This window comes from Cohnella boryungensis, from assembly GCF_042651945.1.
In the GTDB taxonomy this organism is placed as follows: domain Bacteria; phylum Bacillota; class Bacilli; order Paenibacillales; family Paenibacillaceae; genus Cohnella; species Cohnella boryungensis.
Window position 1 is genome coordinate 1 of the sequence record NZ_JBHSED010000010.1, and the last position, 18,361, is coordinate 18,361.

16 protein-coding genes are annotated in these 18,361 nt (G+C 57.0%); 14 read left to right on the plus strand and 2 right to left on the minus strand.

The window, feature by feature from the left end:
* Together ACFO1S_RS06885 and hflX are read right to left on the minus strand one after the other, a co-directional pair.
* A partial coding sequence (locus ACFO1S_RS06885; protein WP_378126490.1) for a transposase occupies positions 1-372 on the minus strand: 372 nt, incomplete at its 3' end.
* A 942-nt stretch (positions 373-1,314) separates the two neighbouring features.
* A complete protein-coding gene (hflX, locus tag ACFO1S_RS06890; protein WP_204605194.1) occupies positions 1,315-2,598 on the minus strand; it encodes a GTPase HflX in 1,284 nt (427 codons plus the stop codon).
* A gap of 571 nt (positions 2,599-3,169) precedes the next feature.
* On the opposite strand from hflX, the gene ACFO1S_RS06895 reads away from it, so the two are divergent.
* From ACFO1S_RS06895 to ACFO1S_RS06960, 14 genes are all read left to right on the plus strand, one after another.
* A complete protein-coding gene (locus ACFO1S_RS06895) occupies positions 3,170-4,273 on the plus strand; it encodes a site-2 protease family protein (RefSeq protein ID WP_204605204.1) in 1,104 nt (367 codons plus the stop codon).
* Positions 4,274-4,546: 273 nt separating this feature from the next.
* The gene (locus ACFO1S_RS06900) at positions 4,547-7,924 is read left to right on the plus strand and encodes an RCC1 domain-containing protein (protein ID WP_204605193.1); all 3,378 of its coding nucleotides are present in this window, start codon (positions 4,547-4,549) and stop codon (positions 7,922-7,924) included.
* Positions 7,925-8,590: 666 nt separating this feature from the next.
* On the plus strand, positions 8,591-8,791 hold the full coding sequence (locus ACFO1S_RS06905; RefSeq protein WP_204605192.1) for a hypothetical protein: 201 nt from the start codon (positions 8,591-8,593) through the stop codon (positions 8,789-8,791).
* A 76-nt stretch (positions 8,792-8,867) separates the two neighbouring features.
* Complete coding sequence (locus ACFO1S_RS06910; protein ID WP_204605191.1) at positions 8,868-9,476, plus strand: TetR/AcrR family transcriptional regulator; 609 nt, start codon at positions 8,868-8,870, stop codon at positions 9,474-9,476.
* Positions 9,477-9,539: 63 nt separating this feature from the next.
* Complete coding sequence (locus ACFO1S_RS06915) at positions 9,540-10,772, plus strand: MFS transporter (protein WP_378126494.1); 1,233 nt, start codon at positions 9,540-9,542, stop codon at positions 10,770-10,772.
* Positions 10,765-11,544 carry a CPBP family intramembrane glutamic endopeptidase gene (locus ACFO1S_RS06920; protein ID WP_204605189.1) on the plus strand — a complete coding sequence of 260 codons (780 nt, stop codon included), beginning with the start codon at positions 10,765-10,767 and terminating at the stop codon, positions 11,542-11,544. Before ACFO1S_RS06915 ends, ACFO1S_RS06920 begins: the two co-directional genes overlap by 8 nt.
* Positions 11,545-11,546: 2 nt before the next feature.
* Positions 11,547-11,744, plus strand: a complete 198-nt coding sequence (locus tag ACFO1S_RS06925) for a hypothetical protein (protein ID WP_204605188.1) — start codon at positions 11,547-11,549, stop codon at positions 11,742-11,744.
* Positions 11,745-11,761: 17 nt separating this feature from the next.
* Positions 11,762-12,214, plus strand: a complete 453-nt coding sequence (locus ACFO1S_RS06930) for a peptidylprolyl isomerase (protein ID WP_204605187.1) — start codon at positions 11,762-11,764, stop codon at positions 12,212-12,214.
* Positions 12,215-12,302: 88 nt separating this feature from the next.
* The gene (locus ACFO1S_RS06935) at positions 12,303-13,937 is read left to right on the plus strand and encodes an ABC transporter substrate-binding protein (protein WP_378126496.1); all 1,635 of its coding nucleotides are present in this window, start codon (positions 12,303-12,305) and stop codon (positions 13,935-13,937) included.
* Positions 13,938-14,009: 72 nt separating this feature from the next.
* On the plus strand, positions 14,010-14,960 hold the full coding sequence (locus ACFO1S_RS06940) for an ABC transporter permease (RefSeq protein ID WP_204605186.1): 951 nt from the start codon (positions 14,010-14,012) through the stop codon (positions 14,958-14,960).
* 4 nt (positions 14,961-14,964) lie between these two features.
* A complete protein-coding gene (locus ACFO1S_RS06945) occupies positions 14,965-15,810 on the plus strand; it encodes an ABC transporter permease (protein WP_204605185.1) in 846 nt (281 codons plus the stop codon).
* 32 nt (positions 15,811-15,842) lie between these two features.
* Positions 15,843-16,889, plus strand: a complete 1,047-nt coding sequence (locus ACFO1S_RS06950) for an ABC transporter ATP-binding protein (RefSeq protein WP_204605184.1) — start codon at positions 15,843-15,845, stop codon at positions 16,887-16,889.
* Positions 16,886-17,785: an ABC transporter ATP-binding protein gene (locus ACFO1S_RS06955; protein WP_204605183.1), complete on the plus strand. Its 900-nt coding sequence runs from the start codon at positions 16,886-16,888 to the stop codon at positions 17,783-17,785. The genes ACFO1S_RS06950 and ACFO1S_RS06955 overlap by 4 nt, the downstream gene beginning before the upstream one ends.
* Positions 17,786-17,873: 88 nt before the next feature.
* Positions 17,874-18,302 (plus strand): phosphohexomutase domain-containing protein, encoded by a 429-nt coding sequence (locus tag ACFO1S_RS06960; RefSeq protein ID WP_204605182.1) that lies wholly within the window; start codon positions 17,874-17,876, stop codon positions 18,300-18,302.
* Positions 18,303-18,361 lie beyond the last annotated feature (59 nt).

Genomic DNA, 18,361 nt, shown 5'->3' on the forward strand with positions numbered 1-18,361 from the left:
GGTCGTCGGTGAGTACTGCGTGCCAAACATGCTCTCGATGAATTTGGCAACTTCACGCGTGCTCATGCCGCCTTTGTACATGTGAATGATGGCTTCTTCAGGCCACCCTTCGCGACGTTGGTAGGGCTGGAACAACCGCGTTTGAAAGTAACCTTTTCGATCTCGCGGAACTTGAAGCGCATCAATGGTACCGTAGCGAGTTTGGTAAGTACGCGAATAGTTACCGTTAAGACTGGTGCGCGGTCCTTGGTGCTCTGTGCTAATGTAATTTTTAATTTCTTCACGAAGCAGGAGTTCGAGTTTCTCCTGTACGAGCTTAGTTACAGCATTTTCAAGTAGATTGTCAAAAGCGTTATCGGGTATAGTTGTCATCGAGTAGGGCTCCTTCTTGTGGACGTCGCAATCCCGAGAATACCCTACTTTTTTGTTGCCTGATAAGGCTCCAAATGCTGGTACACAAACAACTTTACTTCATCCCATGGGCCCGCCGATCAGCCAATTAGTTACGCAAAGCCGAACTACAGCGCGCCAAAGCCCCACCCAGCAGCCAATTAGTTACGCAAAGTCGAACTAAAGCGCGCCAAAGCCCCACCCAGCAGCCAATTAGTTACGCAAACTCTAACTAAATCACGCCAAAGCTCCGCCGATCAGCCGATTAGTTATGCAAAGTCGAACTAAAGCGCGCCAAAGCCTCGCCCAGCAGCCAATTAGTTACGTAAAGTCTAACTAAAGCGCGCCAAAGCCCCACCCAGCAGCCAATTAGTTACGCAAACTCTAACTAAATCACGCCATCGCGCCGCCGAGCCACCGGTTAGTTATGCAAAGTCGAACTAAAGCACGCCAAAGCCCCGCCGAACAGCCGATTAGTTCGCCAAAGTCGAACTAAATCACGCCATAGCGCCGCCGAGCAGCCAATTAGTTATGCAAAGTCGAACTAAAGCGCGCCACAGCGCCGCCGAGCCACCGGTTAGTTACGCAAAGTCGAACTAAAGTGCGCCGCAGCGTACCCGATCAGCCAATTAGTTCGCCAAAGTCAAACTAAATCACGCCGAAGCGCCGCCGATCAGCAAGTTAGTTCGCCAAAGCCGCAAGTTGCGGCGATAACGGGGGAGAGGGAGAGAAGTACCCGCCCTGGGCCGGTCCGGCAATAAAGCCGCAACCCGCAACCCGCAACCCGCAACCCGCAACCCGCAACCCGCAACCCGCAACCCGCAACCCGCAACCCGCAACCCAGCTCCCTTGCTCGTCAAACCCGCCCCGTTGCGCAGGCGGCGCGGGCGCGAGCAACCTCCCAGCGCCGCTTGCCGTGATCGATTACAGCGAGCTGAGTGTAGTGAAGAGGTGACGGAATTTCTCGAACTCCGCTTCCCGGCAAGTCATCTCCAGCCGGGTGCCGTTCTCCTCATGGCACATGGTGTGGATGACGGCATGCTCGCTGAAGTAAGACACCAGCCGCCCCTGATCGAAGGGGATAAGCACCTCGCAGGTGAGGTCATCGGTGAACACCGAACGACCGATCAGCTGCACGAGCTCTTCGATTCCGGCGCCCTCGCGGGCGGACAGGTAGATGCCCTCGTCCGTAACCTCCGGGTAGGCCTGCGAAGGGGCCCGATCCGCCTTGTTGTACACGTACAGCACAGGGATGCCGCCTGCGCCGAGCTCATCTAGAGTCTCCTTGGTCACCTCGATCCGCTTGTCGCTATCGGGGTCGGAGCAGTCGACGACGTGCAGCAGCAGATCGGCCTCCCTTACCTCTTCCAGCGTCGAACGGAAGGCTTTGACGAGATGGTGGGGCAGCTGGCTGACAAAGCCGACTGTGTCGGCGAGCAGGAAGGAACGTCGATTCGGGAGCGCGATGCTTCGCACCGAGGTTTCCAGTGTGGCGAACAGCATATCTTTGGCCAATACCTCTTTGTCCGCGCCAAGGCTGTATTTCCGAATGACGGCATTCAGCAAGCTCGATTTGCCCGCATTCGTGTAGCCGACCAGACAGACGACGGGAATCTCGTTTTTGCGTCTTTGCTGGCGCTGAATCTGTCGTCGTGCGACGAGCTTCTCCAGATCCTCCCGCAATGCGGCGATCCGGTCTTCGATTCTTCGGCGGTCGAGCTCCAGCTTCGTTTCCCCGGCGCCCCGGTTTTTCAGTCCGGAGCCTCCGCCCTGACGCCCGAGCGATTCGCGCAGGCCGACCAGTCTGGGCAGCATGTATTGAAGCCGTGCGACTTCGACCTGCAGCTTGGCTTCACGGGTTTGGGCCCGGCTGGAGAAGATGTCGAGGATGAGCAGCGTGCGGTCGATAACCCGGCAGTCCAGTTCCGCTTCGAGATTCCGTATTTGCGAGGGCGACAGCTCGTCGTTGAAGATCGCTATTCCCGCTTGGGCGGCGGTCATTCTTTCCTTTAGCTCCTGAATTTTGCCGCTGCCGATATAGGTACCCGACAGCACGCGTTCGGCTTTCTGAGTGACTTCGCCGACAACGTCCAGCTCGCAGGCTTCCGCCAGATTGCGCAGCTCCTCCATCGAGGCCGCGAAGCGGGCAGCTTGGATCAACTGCAGCTGTACGCCGACCGTAATGGCTTTTTCGCGTAATGGTTCCATATTGTACATTCCTCCAATCGTAAATGAACGCAACAAAAAACACAGACATCGCTCTGCCTGTGCGGTCGTTATGACGATAGAGGTTCGGAAGAGGCCAGCCCGACACGAAGCAACGGTCGCGAGCTGCCGATCAAGCCTAATCCCACGGTGAAAATGACGGAGACATGCCTGAAAATCGGTTGACGGCGCAAGCCCGCCAGCCTTCATCCGTTCCAAGCATTTCCTGTCGATTACCGTTATAATTGGGTTATAGGACAGACCTATCCTGAGTCCTCTGCACGCAGGCAGAGCCTTAAGCGCTATTCAATTAGCCGCGCAAGGATCTAACTCGGATGAAGTCTATCACGTTTAACCCTCCGTTTCCTGTAAGTATCGGTAAGTGTAACACAGATGGGGCAGCGGGTAAAGAAGCGCGCAAACCGCACCTGAAGTCGGACGGATTCGGCCGCGTCTGCGAAACCGATAGAGATGCCCGTCCGTATACCTTAGGACAATAAGCGATAATCCAGCCGGCATTCAGGGCAAGGAAAGGAAGACCAAAGTGAATAACACGAAAACCAGATCCTTGTTGATGGGAATCGGAGTATTCCTGCTAGCGAAGTTCAAGTGGGCGGTCGCTTTGCTGAAGTGGACGAAGTTCGGCGGCACGCTGATTACGATGATGATCAGCCTGGGCGCTTATGCGAGTTTGTACGGATGGAAATTCGGCGTAGCCGTCGTATATTTGATTTTCGTTCACGAGATGGGACATCTTGTGGCGGCGCGAATAAAAGGCATCCCGACGTCGCCGGCCTTCTTCATTCCATTCGTCGGAGCGCTAATCTCCATGAAGGAACGTCCGCGCGATGCCGCAACGGAAGCTTATTTGGCTTACGGCGGCCCGCTTGCCGGCCTGATCTCCTTTTTGCCGGCTGTCGTGCTGTACGAGACGACCCGGGAGCCGTTCTGGGCGCTTGTCGTCTTTCTGGGCGCGATGATCAATTTATTTAACCTGATCCCGGTTTCGCCGTTGGATGGAGGGCGCATCGTTTCCGTTCTGTCGACGAGAATCTGGCTGATCGGTCTGCTGCTGCTTGGGGCGTATGCCTTCTATACGCATAGTCCGCTGATGGTGCTGATCCTGATCATCGGCGCCGTAAGCTGGTGGAATCGGGCCCGGGAGGGCTATCGCGGCTCGCTTCTGGCTTACGAGAGGACGAAGCTCAGCGAGCTCCGCGATAGCGTTCGGAGATGGCCGAGTCTCTACAGCACTTGGGAGCTGAAGCAAGCGCTGCAGGCGCAAGTCGACATCGCCAAGCGGGCCCAAGAGACCGGCGGTCGCAGAAGGCTGATTCCTTTCCTGCAGGACGAAGAGAAGCTTGATCGCGAGCGGGTGCGGATGGATCGGGAATTCGCTGAGCGCACGCTGGCTTTGTTGCAGCAATGGGAGTACGAGCCCGTGCAGTACGAGGAGGGCGACCCGAGTCGGCCGATTCCGTCAACGCTGCTCCTGGAAACGGGGGAAAAGGCGGAGGCGAACATTCGCGAGCTCGACGAGGAGCTGAACCGGTACCGCACTTATTACGAAGCCCCGGCTGCGGTGAAGTGGAAGGTGCTGGCCGCGTATTTGCTGCTGGCCGGAGTGTTGTCGGCATTTATGTTGTACGGACATCGAATCATGGAGCTTTACAGGTAAAGCGGGCTGGAGAATGCCTCGTTCGCAGAATCAAGTCAACCGGTTTCCGGTTGGCTTTTTTACGATACAGATTTTATAAGTTTCACGCTTATCTTTACCTGTATCGTCTCCGCAAAGCTTCTCCCGGCTGTCTGAAGACGCCGGAGGGGTGTTTTCTTTGTGCAAAAAAAATGTCGAGAAGTTAACTTTAGTAAATCGAAATTTTCATTTTTTCTTCGTAAAATGGACGGGAAATTAGGCGGACAACGCCGGATAAGCGGAAGGATGGAGAGCATGTCACGATGGAATAAACTCGGCTTGAGCCTCGTTTTGCTGCTGGGGTGTTTCCCTTTTCTCCCGGAGAGGACGGCCAGCGCATCGGATTACGTTGTGGCCCCGCAGATCGCGATGGGCTACTATCATAGTCTTTCATTGCTGTCGGACGGCACCGTATATTCCTGGGGCCAGAATACGAAAGGGCAGCTCGGCGACGGCACGACCGGCGGTAGAAAGGTGCCGACTAAAGTCGCCGACTTAAGCCGGGTGAAGGCTGTCGCCACCGGGATCCGAAGCAGCTACGCGATGCAAGAGGACGGCACGCTATGGGCGTGGGGCATGAACGAGAACGGTCAATTAGGCGACGGTACTTCGACCAATCGAACAAAGCCGGTGCTGATTGCGGGGATCAGCGGCGTAAGAGCGATCTCGACAGGGGTCAGCTATCATACCCTTGCTTTGACCGATGACGGCAAGGTGTGGGCCTGGGGCAAAAACGACAGCGGCGAGCTGGGCGACGGTACGACGATTCAGCGCGATACCCCCGTGCAGGTATCCGGCTTGACGGATGTCGTCGCGATTGCCGCCGGAGGATGGCACAGCATGGCGCTCAAGTCCGACGGTACGGTATGGACGTGGGGGAACAACGAATTCGGCGAGCTGGGCGACGGGTCGCTGGTTAACCGCAGCGTTCCGCATCAGATCGCCATCAGCGAGGTTACGGCGATCTCGGCGGGCAACTCCCATAGTCTGGCGGTCAAGGCGGACGGCACGGTGTGGAGCTGGGGCATGAATACATGGGGAATGCTCGGAGACGGGACAAGCTCCAACCGTTCTCTGCCCGTTCAAACTATCGGAGTCGGCGACGTTAAAGCCGTGTCGGGAGGCGGCCATCACAGCTACGCCCTGACGAATCAGGGAGACGTATGGGCCTGGGGCTTCAACAATTATGGCGAGATGGGAGACGGTACGCTCATTACGCGCTATGCGCCAATCAACATTACGGCCTTAAAGGATATCGCGGCTATTGCGGCCGGCGGCTTCTCCGGCACGGCGATGGAGACGGACGGCACGGTATGGGGCTGGGGCTCGAATGGAAGCGGGGAGCTCGGGGACAACACCACAGAAACCAGGCTCATTCCCGTCATCAATCGGGCTGTACTGGATCTGACCCCTCCTACTGTCGGCGACCCGCAACTGATTGCTTCCAATGTCACGCAATCGCAAGCAATGTTGTCTTGGACGAAGGCGAGCGATAATCTGAGCAAGCCGGAAGAGCTGGAATATCGGGTCTATCGCGTAGGCAGCAACAATCCGAGCACGGTAAGCGCGATCGAATCTTCGGGGACGCCGATAGGTCCGTACGAGGCTGACATCTCCGAGAAGCTGGCAACGGGGCTGTACGGGGGACAGTCGTATCACTTTATCGTGATCGTCAAGGACAAGGCGGGCCGGAAAAGCGCCTACGCCAAATTAAAGGTCAATACCCCGGAAGAGCCGACCTATACGATCTGGTATGAAGGCAATGGCAATACGAGCGGAGAGCCGCCGTTGGACCCTTACGAATACTGGGAAAACGAGCAGGCCGAGGTTCTCGGCAATACCGGCGGTCTGGGCAGAGCGGGCTTTTCCTTCGCGGGCTGGAACGCTCAAGCGAACGGACTGGGGATGGACTATCAGCCGGGCGATGAGTTCCTTATGCCTGCCGGCAACGTTACGCTTTATGCGAAATGGCTCCGGGATCCGGGGACGTTCCCTCCATCCGGAGACGCCACGCTGTCCGGGCTGATCTTAGCCGCCGCAGGGGGACAAGCGGTTGCCCTGAACCCTTCCTTCGACAGATCGACAGTGTCGTATTCAGTCAACGTTGCTTACGGGACATCTTCGGTATCCGTAACGGCGGCGACTTACGACCCGCGCGCAAGCGTAACGGCCAGCGTCTACGGACGTGCGGGCACGCTGAAGCTGGGGCCGCTGCCCTTGATGAGCGGAGCGGCGAGCGCCCAGCTTCCGCTGGATGAAGGCTCCAATCGCATCGAGCTGAACGTAGCGGCAGAGGATGGAACAGGCGAGCGCTATACGATCTCGTTGGTGCGGGCGAATGCGCCATCCTCCGGTTCAAGCGATCCGGTGCAGCCGCAGCAGCCCGTGACGCAGGAGGAGCCGAAGACTGCAGGGCTCGCTTCCGCTTCAGTTAACGGGCAGTCCCTGCAGGGCTTTCTGTCCGAACGGAGGACGGCAGAGGGCGATACGATTGTGATGTTAGACAGGAACACCGAATCGCTATTGGCCAGACTGGAACGGGAAGCGGATAGGTTTACTTTACGGTTAGAGACGGGCGAAGCTGCGGGCGGGCGCATACAGCTGGAGCTGACGGGCGAGATCGTTCGCGCCTTGGAGAACAAGGAAGCGAATGTGGAGCTCCGCACCTCTCTCGGAAGCTACAGGCTTCCCGCAGAGGAAATCCGGATTCTCCGGCTGTCCGAGCTGCTGGAGGGGCAGAACGCCTTGGCGGACATTACAGTGAGATTATCCATCGCGCAGCGCGCGAACGAAACGATTGCCGGCGCCAAGCTGATTGCTCCTCTGATCGAGTTCTCGATCCATGCCGACTTCCGTGGTCGGAGCGTTGAAGCGGCCAGGTTCAGCACCTATGTGGAGAGAACGATCCGATTGCCGGAAGGAACGGATGCGCGCCGCGTGACAACGGCTGTCGTCGTGGAGAAGGACGGCTCGCTGCGTCATGTGCCTTCCCGAACGGAGATCAGAGAAGGCAAGCCGGTGGCAGTTATTCATAGCCTGACGAACAGCGTCTATGCGCTCATCTCCAATCCGGTCAGCTTCGCCGATCTGACCGGTCATTGGGCGCAGGCGGAAGTGGAGGATCTGGCCTCGCGCCGGATCTTGAACGGGGTGGATTCCGTTCGCTACGAGCCTGCGGCCCCGATTACTAGAGCGGAGTTCGCCGCGATTATCGTGAGGGCGCTTGGCTTGTCTCCGTCTGAGGGCGCTGGCGCCTTCGCGGACGTGAAGCCGGACGCCTGGTATCGGGCAGCGGTAGCGACGGCTACGGAGTACGAAATCGTGAAAGGAAACCGCGAGGGGACGTTCCTTCCCGGACATACGATTACCCGGGAGGAGGCGGCGGTCATGCTCGCCAGAGCCATGAAGATGACCGGAATCGGCGTCTCCGAAAGCCTCTCCGCGCTTGATGACTATGAGGACGGAAAGAGCATCAGTCCGTGGGCGCAAGGAGAGGTTGCCGCTGCGGTAAAGGGCGGCTTGCTGAAAGGCGTGCAAGGCGGACTGAAGCCTCAGGCGTTGATTACCAGAGCGGAGACGGCGGTTATGGTCAGCCGCCTGCTGCAGCAGGCGGGCTTCATCAGCGTCGATTAAAACGACTACCTGCTTAGCGATTAAGAAGCCTCCCCCGTCCGCTACCCAGCGGCAGGGAGGCTTCTTTCGCAGCTTATCCGAAGGAGGCGGTTATCCTCTGACATTTTCGGGGCGGGGACACAGACGGCAGGGTATCTCCGCGTATATGTCCATGTTGCAGCCAGTTGAATGCCAGACGCTCTTGAAGCTGGAGATGGCGGCCAATTCGACAGGAAACGCGGGGCGAGACAGGACAAAAGCTTTTGAGCTAGTTGCACGGAATACAATAAAATGACAGCGGATGAGGATTTTGTTGTGACTATTTGTATAAACTGCAACTAAAACAGAGCAGCTTTGCCAAGTAACGCTTAACCTTCGAAATTAGATGTACAAAGTACAATTAGAGGCTATCTTGCACTAATTGGCAGTCGGCTTAGTTGTACATTGTACAACTAACTACTTCTACCATCTCGTATCGGCTAACGAAAGCGACACGACCTCGTTTACTCTGTCCAACGGCTGATCCAACACTAATCCGGAAGGGGCTATTCCCATTGGAGAACAGCCCCTTCCTTATGCACGCCTCCGGACCGTTGCCCGCCATAGGAGACGACTGGGAAGGACGATGTTACAATAGAAAGACAGACATGGGAGTCTACGGAATCCGGATGGATAGGGTGGGCGAGGATGGAATTGATCAATTGCGGCAGATGCGGGAAGCTTCAGGTGCAGCGCCCGGATACGTTATGCAAGGAGTGTCAGCAAATCTATATCTCGGAAGCTCTGATCGTCAAGGAGTACATCAAGAACAATCCCGGAGCGACGGTGATGGATCTCGTCCAGCATACGGGCTATTCCTTGAAGAGAATTCGGGAAATTCTAAAATAGTGCGGATGAGGGGCTTTGATAAGGCTTTGCGTAATGCTATAATTAGACCAACTGGTCGGTCTATAGGAGGTGCGCTATGGGGAGAGGTCGTTCGGACGGGGAAGAAACGAAGAAACGAATATCGGAAAAAGCCAAGCAGCTCTTTAACCAGAAGGGCTACGGGGCCGTCACGATGAACGAGGTGTGCGAGGCGGCGGCAGTCAGCAAAGGCAGCTTATATCACCATTTTCCGAGCAAAGACGAGCTATTCCTTCATGTGGTGGAAGAGGATACGGAGCAATGGCGAGAAGAATGGGAGAAGCTCCGGCTGTCTACAAGCTCTACGGAGGAGCAGCTGTACGCCCTTGCCGAGCATTACGCGAACGATTTTCAGAACCCGCTGCTTCATAGCCTGGAGGAATATGCCCGCAGCCATATCATTACAGAGGAGCTCGTGGAGAGGCTGCTGAGAATTAACGACAGCAATTCACAAGCCTGTCGGCAGGTGCTCGGAGAGGGGATGGAACGGGGGGACTTCGCGGGAGGCGATCTTGATCGGCTGGTGGTTCTCGTTAGCAGCCTGATGGAGGGGCTCAGCAAGATTTATTACATGGACGAACGGGAACGGGAGCAGGAAAGCGTAAGGGCCTATTATCGGGATGCCGTTCGATTGCTACTGGAAGGAATTCGAGCCAAGCCAACCTGAAAGCGCGTTTGGGGGAAGCTTGGTTTTTTTTATCAATTAACTAGACCGTACGGTCGGTCTAATTTGGAGGCAGTACGCATGTTATTCAAGAATCGAACCTTCCGATTGATTTTCGTATCCGATCTGCTGCAGCAGATGGCCATCTGGATTCGGAATATGGCCTTGCTCTATTTTGTCATGGAGAAGACAAACGGCGACAAATTCGCAATCTCGCTGCTGTCCATCGTCGAATATGCGCCGATCTTCATTTTTTCCATCGTGGGAGGGCTGTTCGCCGACAGATGGAACCCGAAGCGAACGATGATTGCAAGCGACCTGCTCAGCGCGGCATCTATTCTGCTCATCCTTGCGTTAATCGCGAACGATGCTTGGCAGTCGCTGTATGGAGCGGTGTTCTTATCGGCCATTCTTAGTCAGTTCTCCCAGCCGTCATCCGCGAAAATGTTCAAAGCCCGCGTGCCGGAGGAGCAGGTTCCTGCCGCGATCGGGCTGACGCAGAGCATGAGCTCGCTCTTTCTGATTCTGGGTCCTGTTGCCGGGACGGCGATCTATCAGTGGGCGGGACTGCAGGCCTCGCTTATCGCCTTGCCGATTCTCTTCCTGCTGTCGGCGCTGGTGCTGTCGTTCCTGCCGGGCGACAAAGCGGCGAAGCCGCAGCAGCCTGCTTCGCTTCAAGACGATCTGCGCGAGGGAATCGGCTTCGTTCGGTCGGAGAGCGGATTGAAGCGGCTGTTCCTGGCTTTCCTGCTGATCGGCCTGGGCTCGGGGCTGACGCAGCCGCTGGAAATCTTTATCGTCACGGAGCGGCTTGGCCTGTCGCCGGATCAGGTGCAGTGGTTCGCGGCGGCGGACGGGCTGGGCTTGCTGCTCGGAGCCTTGATCGCGGCCGTCTTTACGCGCTTGCTCCATCTCCGCTATCTCTTTCCGGCGGCAGTCGTCTTCCTGGGACTGACGTTTATCGTCGAAGGACTGTCGGTGTGGCCTTGGCTGACCGGCGCTTTTCGTTTCGCGAACGGCGTCTTGCTGGCGATTGTCAACACCGCCGTCGGCAGCTACGTCATTGCCAAAATTCCCGAGAAGATGGTCGGACGGGTGAACGGGATTCTTACCCCGCTTTTCATGGGCGCCCTGCTGCTAGGAACGTCCGCTTCGGGATACGTGAGTCACTCGGCGGGAGTTGTGCCGGCTTATCTGGCGGCCGCAGCGCTCTGCGTGCTCTCGGCGTGGCCGGCCCTCCCGCTGCGCTTCGGGCGAGAGTCGGAAGCATTGGAGAAAGGGGCGAGAGCTCATGGTTAATGCGATCAGTATAGGAATTATTGTGCTGCTGTGCCTTCCCGGAATCGAAGCGATGAGCAGAGCGTCGGCCCAGTTGCTCGCGGCCAAGCCGGACAATCGGCTGTCGGCAAGGTCGCTCTATCTGCTTACATTCGGGCAGACGCTGGCGATCGCTGCCGTATGCGCCGCAGCGGGCGTCTACTGGGGGCCGAGGATCGGCATCCGCGATTCGGTTATTGAAGGCGCCGCCCGATCGACCTGGCAGGGGGAAGAGCTGCTGGTTCAGCTCGGCGCAGGGGCGCTTGCCGGCGTTATTTGCGCGATTGGTTGGATGGTTGTATACTACGGTTTTGTAAGAAAGAAGCTGGACGAAGAGACGGTATGGATCTCGGAAGGATTGCGAGCCCGACTTGGCTTATGGACAAGGGTGACCTCAGGAGGAATCGTGGAGGAGGTAATCTTCCGCTGGGGCTTGCTGACGGCGCTCGCATGGGGGCTGTCCTGGCTGTCGCTAAGCGATGAGGCATCGATCCGAATCGCTCTGCTCGTCAGCGGTTTGCTGTTCGGTCTGGCCCATCTGCCCGGCAATCTGGAGGAAGGCTGCAAGCCGACGCCGCTGTTCGTATGGACGGCTATTCTTGGTAATTTCTGGGTGACTTTGTTTTGCGGTTACGCACTGCTTGAATACGGATTAATCGCGGCGATGGTCGTTCACATTCTTTTTCATATTCTATGGTATCCTTGGGATAGAAGAAGCTATCGGACGATGTCAGCGACTAGAGGCGGGAATTAGCAATGGTTAACGGACTTAAGGTACAGGAACTGATTGATTTGCTGCTGGCGATGAACCCGAAGGCGGAGGTGCTGCTTCGCGCCGAGGACGGGAGCCGTCAGCCCCTCACGGCTGACGAGGTACAGGAAATCTACGCGCCGGACAAAGCCGCCAAGACGGTTGTACATATTGGCGGTCCAATTGAGGAATACCATAAATAGTCAGCGGGGTTAAACGAATGAAGATGGGTTCGATCACATTGGAGAACGGCAAGCGGATCGTCATTGCTTTTTTCGACCAGGAGGCGCCCGGGACGGTGGCCAACTTCGAGAAGCTGGCCAACCGCGGATTCTATGACGGTCTGGCTTTCCAGCGTGTCGTCCGCGGTTTCGTCGTCCAGGGAGGCTGCCCGGACGGAAACGGACGCGGCGGCACCGACAAAATCCCGTGCGAGACGGCGGGCAATCCGCACAAACATGTTCGCGGCGCGGTCTCTATGGCCCACTTCGGGCCGAATTCGGGAAGCTGCCAGTTTTTCATCTGCTACGACAGGTTCGATTATCTCGACGGCTGGCACACCGTATTCGGGGAAGTCGTGTCGGGAATGGAGCATGTCGATGCCTTGAAGCGCGGAGACAAAATGAAGGAAGTCAAGGTATGGGACCAGCCCCTCGGGCAGGACAAAAAATAGACATAAGTAAAAGGATTGCATTTCCGAGTAATCCGATGTACTATTAGGGAATCAAAAACACAACATGAGAAACACGGAGGATGGAACAATGCGTAATCCCATCAGCAAGAGCTTGTCCGGCATCATTATTTTGACTCTGTTGGCATTAGCGGTAAGTGCCTGCACGGGTGGAAACTCCAATTCATCTCCTGCGCCAAGCGCCTCGAACGCTTCTCCTTCCGAGTCGCAGCCGGCTGCGAGCGGCCAGCCTAAGGACGGCGGTGGTCTCATCATCGCGGTCGCGTCCGATCCGATCGTGCTTAACCCCAACTATGCGGGCGATCGCGTCAGCCTGACGATCGATCAAGCGCTGTATGCCCCGCTATTCCAAGTAAACAACGGTAAAAAAACGTTCTATCTGGCCGACAGCCTGACGCTGTCCGATGACCAGCTCACGTATACGTTGAAGCTGAAAGACGGACTGACTTGGCATGATGGCGAGAAACTGACGGCTGACGATGTCGTCTTCACGATCGATAAAATTTTGGACGAGTCGCAAAACAGCTTCCTTCGCGGCAATCTGATAATCGGCGGCAAGCCGGTCGAGGCGAAGAAAGTGGACGACACGACCGTAGAATTCAAGCTCCCGCAGATCAGCCCGGCTTTCGAGGCGACGCTGGTGCAGGTGTTTCCGATTCCGAAGCACATTTTCGAGAACGAGACGAACATCGAGAAGAGCGAGAAGAACAAAGCTCCGATCGGCTCCGGACCGTTCAAGTTCAAGGAATATAAGACGGGCGAGTATTTGACGCTGGAAAGATTCGATAGCTATTTCGGCGGCAAGCCGCACCTGGATACGGTCACGTACCGTATTGCGAAGGACACGAACGCTGCGAACCTTGCTCTGCAGAACGGCGAGATCAACATCAAATATCTTGATCCGCAAGACGTAGCAACGATTCAGTCGAACGGCAATTTCGAGATTCTGCCTTACAGCGAAGGCCGTCTGGGCTATATGATGTTCAACCAGAAGAGCGACACGAATCTGATGAACAAGAAAGAGGTTCGTCAAGCGATCTCCTACGCGTTGAATCGCGAAGAACTGATCCAAGTCGCCTACACGTCGCCCGAATATGCCGACCCGGCCAAATCGATCCTGACGCCGGACGTGCTGTATCACACGAACGACGTACCGACCTTCGACAACGACGCGGCGAAAGCGAAGGAGCTGCTTGAAGCGGCCGGCGCGAGCAACCTGAAGCTGCGGTTTATCGTGCAAAGCGGCAATAAGGCGCAGGAAGCGATCGCGCTATACGTGCAGCAGAAGCTGAAGGAAATCGGCGTGACGGTCGAATTGCAGAGCATGGATTCCTCCGCTTGGGTCACGAAGTTCCTCGATAAGGACGCGACGGATTACGAGCTGGCCGTTACCGGCTACATCATGAGCTTCGACCCGGATTCCTACAGCATTCTGTACACATCGGGCGCTTCCTCGAACTACTCTCATTACGATAACAAGGAAGTGGACGAGCTCTTCAAGCAAGGCGCCGGAGAACCGGATGCGGCCAAGCGCGAAGGCATCTACAAGCAAATTCAGAACATTGTCGCGGAAGAGGCGGGCATCTATCCTGTCGCCTACACGAAGACGATTGTGGCAGTGGACAAGCGTTACGGCGGCATCGAAGAAGCGGTGCTCAAGCCGGTCGTCATTTTCGAGGACTTGTCTAAGGTTTACCTGAAATAAGGACGGGCGGGAAAAATAAGCTGGTGCGTCCAGCTTATTTTTTTGTCCGAATACGGCTGGGAGAGTAGGGGCATGAGACAACTCATCGTCAGAAGGCTGCTGCAGACGATTCCGATGCTGTTTTTCGTATCGGTGGCCTGCTTCGCCATGATCAAGTTCGCGCCGGGAGATCCGGTGCTGTCGTTCGTTACGCCGAATATGCATGCGGAGGATATTGAGCGGATCCGGCACAATCTTGGCCTGGACCAGCCGGCGTATATTCAATATTTTCTATGGATCAAAGAGGCCGTATCCGGCAATCTGGGTTATTCGCTCGTGAACCATCAGCCTGTCCTCGACCAGATTCTCGACCGGCTGCCGGCGACGGCGGGCTTGATGGGCGCCTCCATCGCTCTGGCCGTGCTGCTGGCAATTCCGCTGGGCCTGGTGGCCGGCGCCAATCGTAATCGCTGGATAGACAAGCTGGTCAATCTGTTCGCGTATATCGGAATATCGGTTCCGCTCTTCTGGCTGGCGATCTTGCTGATCTATTTTTTCGCCGTCAAGCTGCGATGGCTGCCCAGCATGGGGATGCGGACGATCGGGGTCGAATCCGTCGCGGACGTTCTCAAGCATGGCATCCTTCCCTGCGTCGTGCTGGCCTTCGGCTTCCTGGCCATCTACGTTCGATATATTCGTTCGAGTACGATCGGACAGCTTAAGGAAGATTACGTGCAGATTCAGTATGCCTTCGGCTCTACGAAGAGAACCGTTCTGTTCCGGCACGTGCTGAAGCATGTACTGCTCCCAATTATTACTTTGCTGGGCATGTCCATGGGGGACCTTGTTGCGGGGGCGATCGTCACGGAGACGGTATTCTCCTGGCCGGGGATCGGCTCGCTTGGCATGACAGCCGTGAGGGGCATGGATTATCCCGTCATTATGGGAATAACGCTGTTCTCCTCCATCATGCTGATCCTGGGCAATCTGGTAGCGGACATTCTGTACGGCATCGCAGACCCGAGAATCAAAACAAAGAGGTGACCCCATGAATCGGAGCAAATGGCGAAGCGTCGGCAGCGAGCTGCTTTCGAACAGATTCGGCATCATCGGCATGCTATTGCTACTCATCTTTACGATTGCGGCGGCCCTCGCTTTCTTGTCGCCGCATGATCCCAACGCCTTGAATGCAATGGAGCGGCTGAAAGCTCCGAGCGGCGCGCACTGGTTCGGCACGGACGATTACGGACGGGATTATTTTACCAGAGCGCTGTACGGCGGACGGGTGTCGTTGACGGTCGGCTTTGCCGCAATGATTCTGGCGACCGGAATCGGCGTGGTGATCGGCGTCGTCAGCGGATATTTTGGCGGGCTCATCGATAATCTCCTCATGCGTTTTGTAGAAATCTTCATGTCCATTCCATCGTTCCTGGTATTGCTTCTGCTGAGCGTGTATCTGAAGCCGAGCGTAGGAAATATCATCGTCATTATTGCTCTGCTGATGTGGATGAATATCGCCCGGATCGTGCGTGCGGAGACGATGTCTCTTAAGGAGAGGGAATACGTTCTCTATGCGAGGGCTTCGGGGCAAGGGGCTTTCGGCATTATCGGCAAGCATATTCTGCCGAACCTGATGCCCGTCATAATCGTCGGCGCGACCAACAATATTGCTTCGGCGATCATGATGGAGTCCTCCTTAAGCTTCCTCGGCTTCGGCGTGCAGGCTCCCAATGCGACGTGGGGCAGCATGCTCAACAACGCTCAGGGATACATCGCCCAGGCGCCTTATCTGGCGCTCTTCCCCGGGTTGTTTATTTTGCTGACGGTGCTTAGCTTTAACGTCCTCGGCGATATTCTGCGCGTCGGCTTCGAGCCGAAGCTGATTCGCAGGTAGCTCGCCGGCGCGACGCAAAGGAGGGACTCAACATGACAGAACGAAGATTGCTGGACGTAGAGGATTTGCAGGTATCCTTCTATACGCGGAGCGGTGAAAATCAGGCGGTGCGCGGGGTCAGCTTCCACGTCGATGCCGGCGAGACCGTCGGGATTGTGGGGGAATCGGGCAGCGGCAAGAGCGTTACCGCGAAGGCGGCGCTCGGCCTGATCGGGCATCCCGGCAAAATCATCGGAGGCGACATCCGGTATCGCGGAGAAAGCGTAATCCGCTGGAGCGACAAGCAATGGCGGAGTCTTAGAGGCAACAAAGCGGCCATGGTCTTCCAGGATCCGATGACCGCCCTGAACCCGGTCAAGAAGATTGGCGCTCAGATGACTGAGGTCATTCGCCGACACCGCCGACTGAGCAAGGAAGAAGCGCTTAAGGAAGCGATCGCCAAGCTGCGGGAGGTCGGCATCGTAGAGCCGGAGCGGAGGGTTGAGCAATACCCTCACGAATTCAGCGGCGGCATGCGCCAGCGCGTCATGATCGCCATGGCGTTGTCCTGCCAGCCGGAGCTCTTGCTCGCCGACGAGCCGACAACGGCGCTCGATGTTACGATTCAAGCGCAAATTCTCGACTTGCTTAAAGAGATTAAAGAAAAATCAAATATGGCGATTGTGCTCATTACGCACGATCTGGGCGTGGTGGCCCAGGTATGCACCCGGGTTCTCGTGATGTACGGCGGACGGATTATGGAGGAAGGCGCGGTCGAGGATATCTTCTATCGTCCGGGACATCCCTACACGCAAGGACTGCTGCGGTCCGTGCCCAAGCGGGGGGGCGGATCGCGGGAACGGCTTGTGCCGATCGAGGGTACGCCGCCGGATCTGCTGGACCCGCCGCCGGGCTGCCCGTTCATCGAACGGTGCCCGCACGCTTTCGGGAAGTGTACGGAGCGTCCGCCGTTGTTCGAGCTGGGCGAAGGCCACCGTTCGGCCTGCTGGCTCGCGGCGGATGGACAACGCCCGGCCTTCGCGGAGAAGGGAAATCGGGACGGGAGTCGTTTGCATCGCGGAGAGGAGAAGGACGCATGAGTGAAGCCAAGGTTCTTGTCGACGTAAGGAATCTGCGAAAGCACTTCACCAAGGAGAAGGACCTGTGGGGCCGCAGCAAGCAGGTGCTGAAGGCGGTGGACGGGGTGAGCTTCCAGATCCGCAAGGGCGAGACGTTCGGGCTGGTCGGGGAATCCGGCAGCGGCAAGTCGACGGTCGGCCGCTGTCTGATCCGTCTGTACGACTATACGGACGGAGAAGTTTTCTATGACGGCCACAATCTGTCGAAGCTCGGCGAGAAGCAGCTCAAGCCTTTTCGACGGAGAATACAGACGATCTTCCAGGACCCGTACTCTTCGCTCAATCCCGGCATGAACGTGCTTGAGCTGATCGGCGAGCCGATGGACATTCACGGCTTGCACCAAGGCAGCGCCCGCAAGGAGGCCGTAGCCGAGCTGCTCGTCAAAGTCGGATTGAAGAAGGAGCATCTTAATCGGTATTCGCATGAGTTCAGCGGCGGCCAGCGCCAGCGCATCTCGATTGCCCGCGCGTTGTCGGTGAAGCCGGAGTTCGTCGTGTGCGACGAGCCGATCTCGGCGCTCGACGTTTCCGTACAGGCTCAGGTCGTGAACATGCTGGAGGATCTGCAAGCCGAGTTCGGCCTGACCTATCTGTTCATCGCGCATGATCTGTCCATGGTCAGGCACATATCCGACCGGATCGGGGTTATGTACGGCGGACGGCTGGTCGAGGTGGCGGACAGCGACGAGCTGTACGACAATCCGCTGCATCCGTATACGAGGGCGCTTCTGTCGGCGATTCCCATCCCCGATCCCGGAGCGGTAAGTCAGCGGATTGCTTGGGAACGAGCCGAGTTCGGCGGAGGAGACGGCAAGCTTCGCGAGGTGAGCCCGGGACACTATGTCGCGGATCACTGAGGACGCGAATGGCTGCGATTCCAGAATAGAGGCTGCGAAGGATTCGCGGCGTGAAAGGTTATCGACACATAAAGGAGCGGACTGAGCCATGGGGACAATCGATAGAGTCAAGCTGTCGCAGTGGGACGCGTTAATGCTGGAATCGCTGCGCTCGCTCGGCTGGTCGGACGATCAGTTGATTGAGCGGGTAAGAGCCGGCGAGCTGCCGGCGGACGAAAGCGATTTTCATTTCAAGTACGAGACGCTTGCGGAGTATGCGGCTGCGGAGCCGGACACGTTCGAAGCGGCCGTAAAGAACGGCTACCAGATCAAGTACAACACCGTGCGCGGCATCCGCAGCTGGATTCTGGTGCGGTTCGGCCGCGAGCCGGGGCTGCTGCTTGAAGAAGGGCAGGAAGCGGTGCGCGTGTCGCTGTCGGCGGAGGAGAAGGCGCTTCTGACATCCGTCTTGTCCTTTGGCTGGACGCTTCGCGAAGAGAGCGAGAGCGTCTTCTGGGTTGAACCGATACAACGGTAGTTCTATCGGGCTTGAAGCGGCGGGTTCTCTACGGGAATGAGCAGGGAGCGCGCACGAGG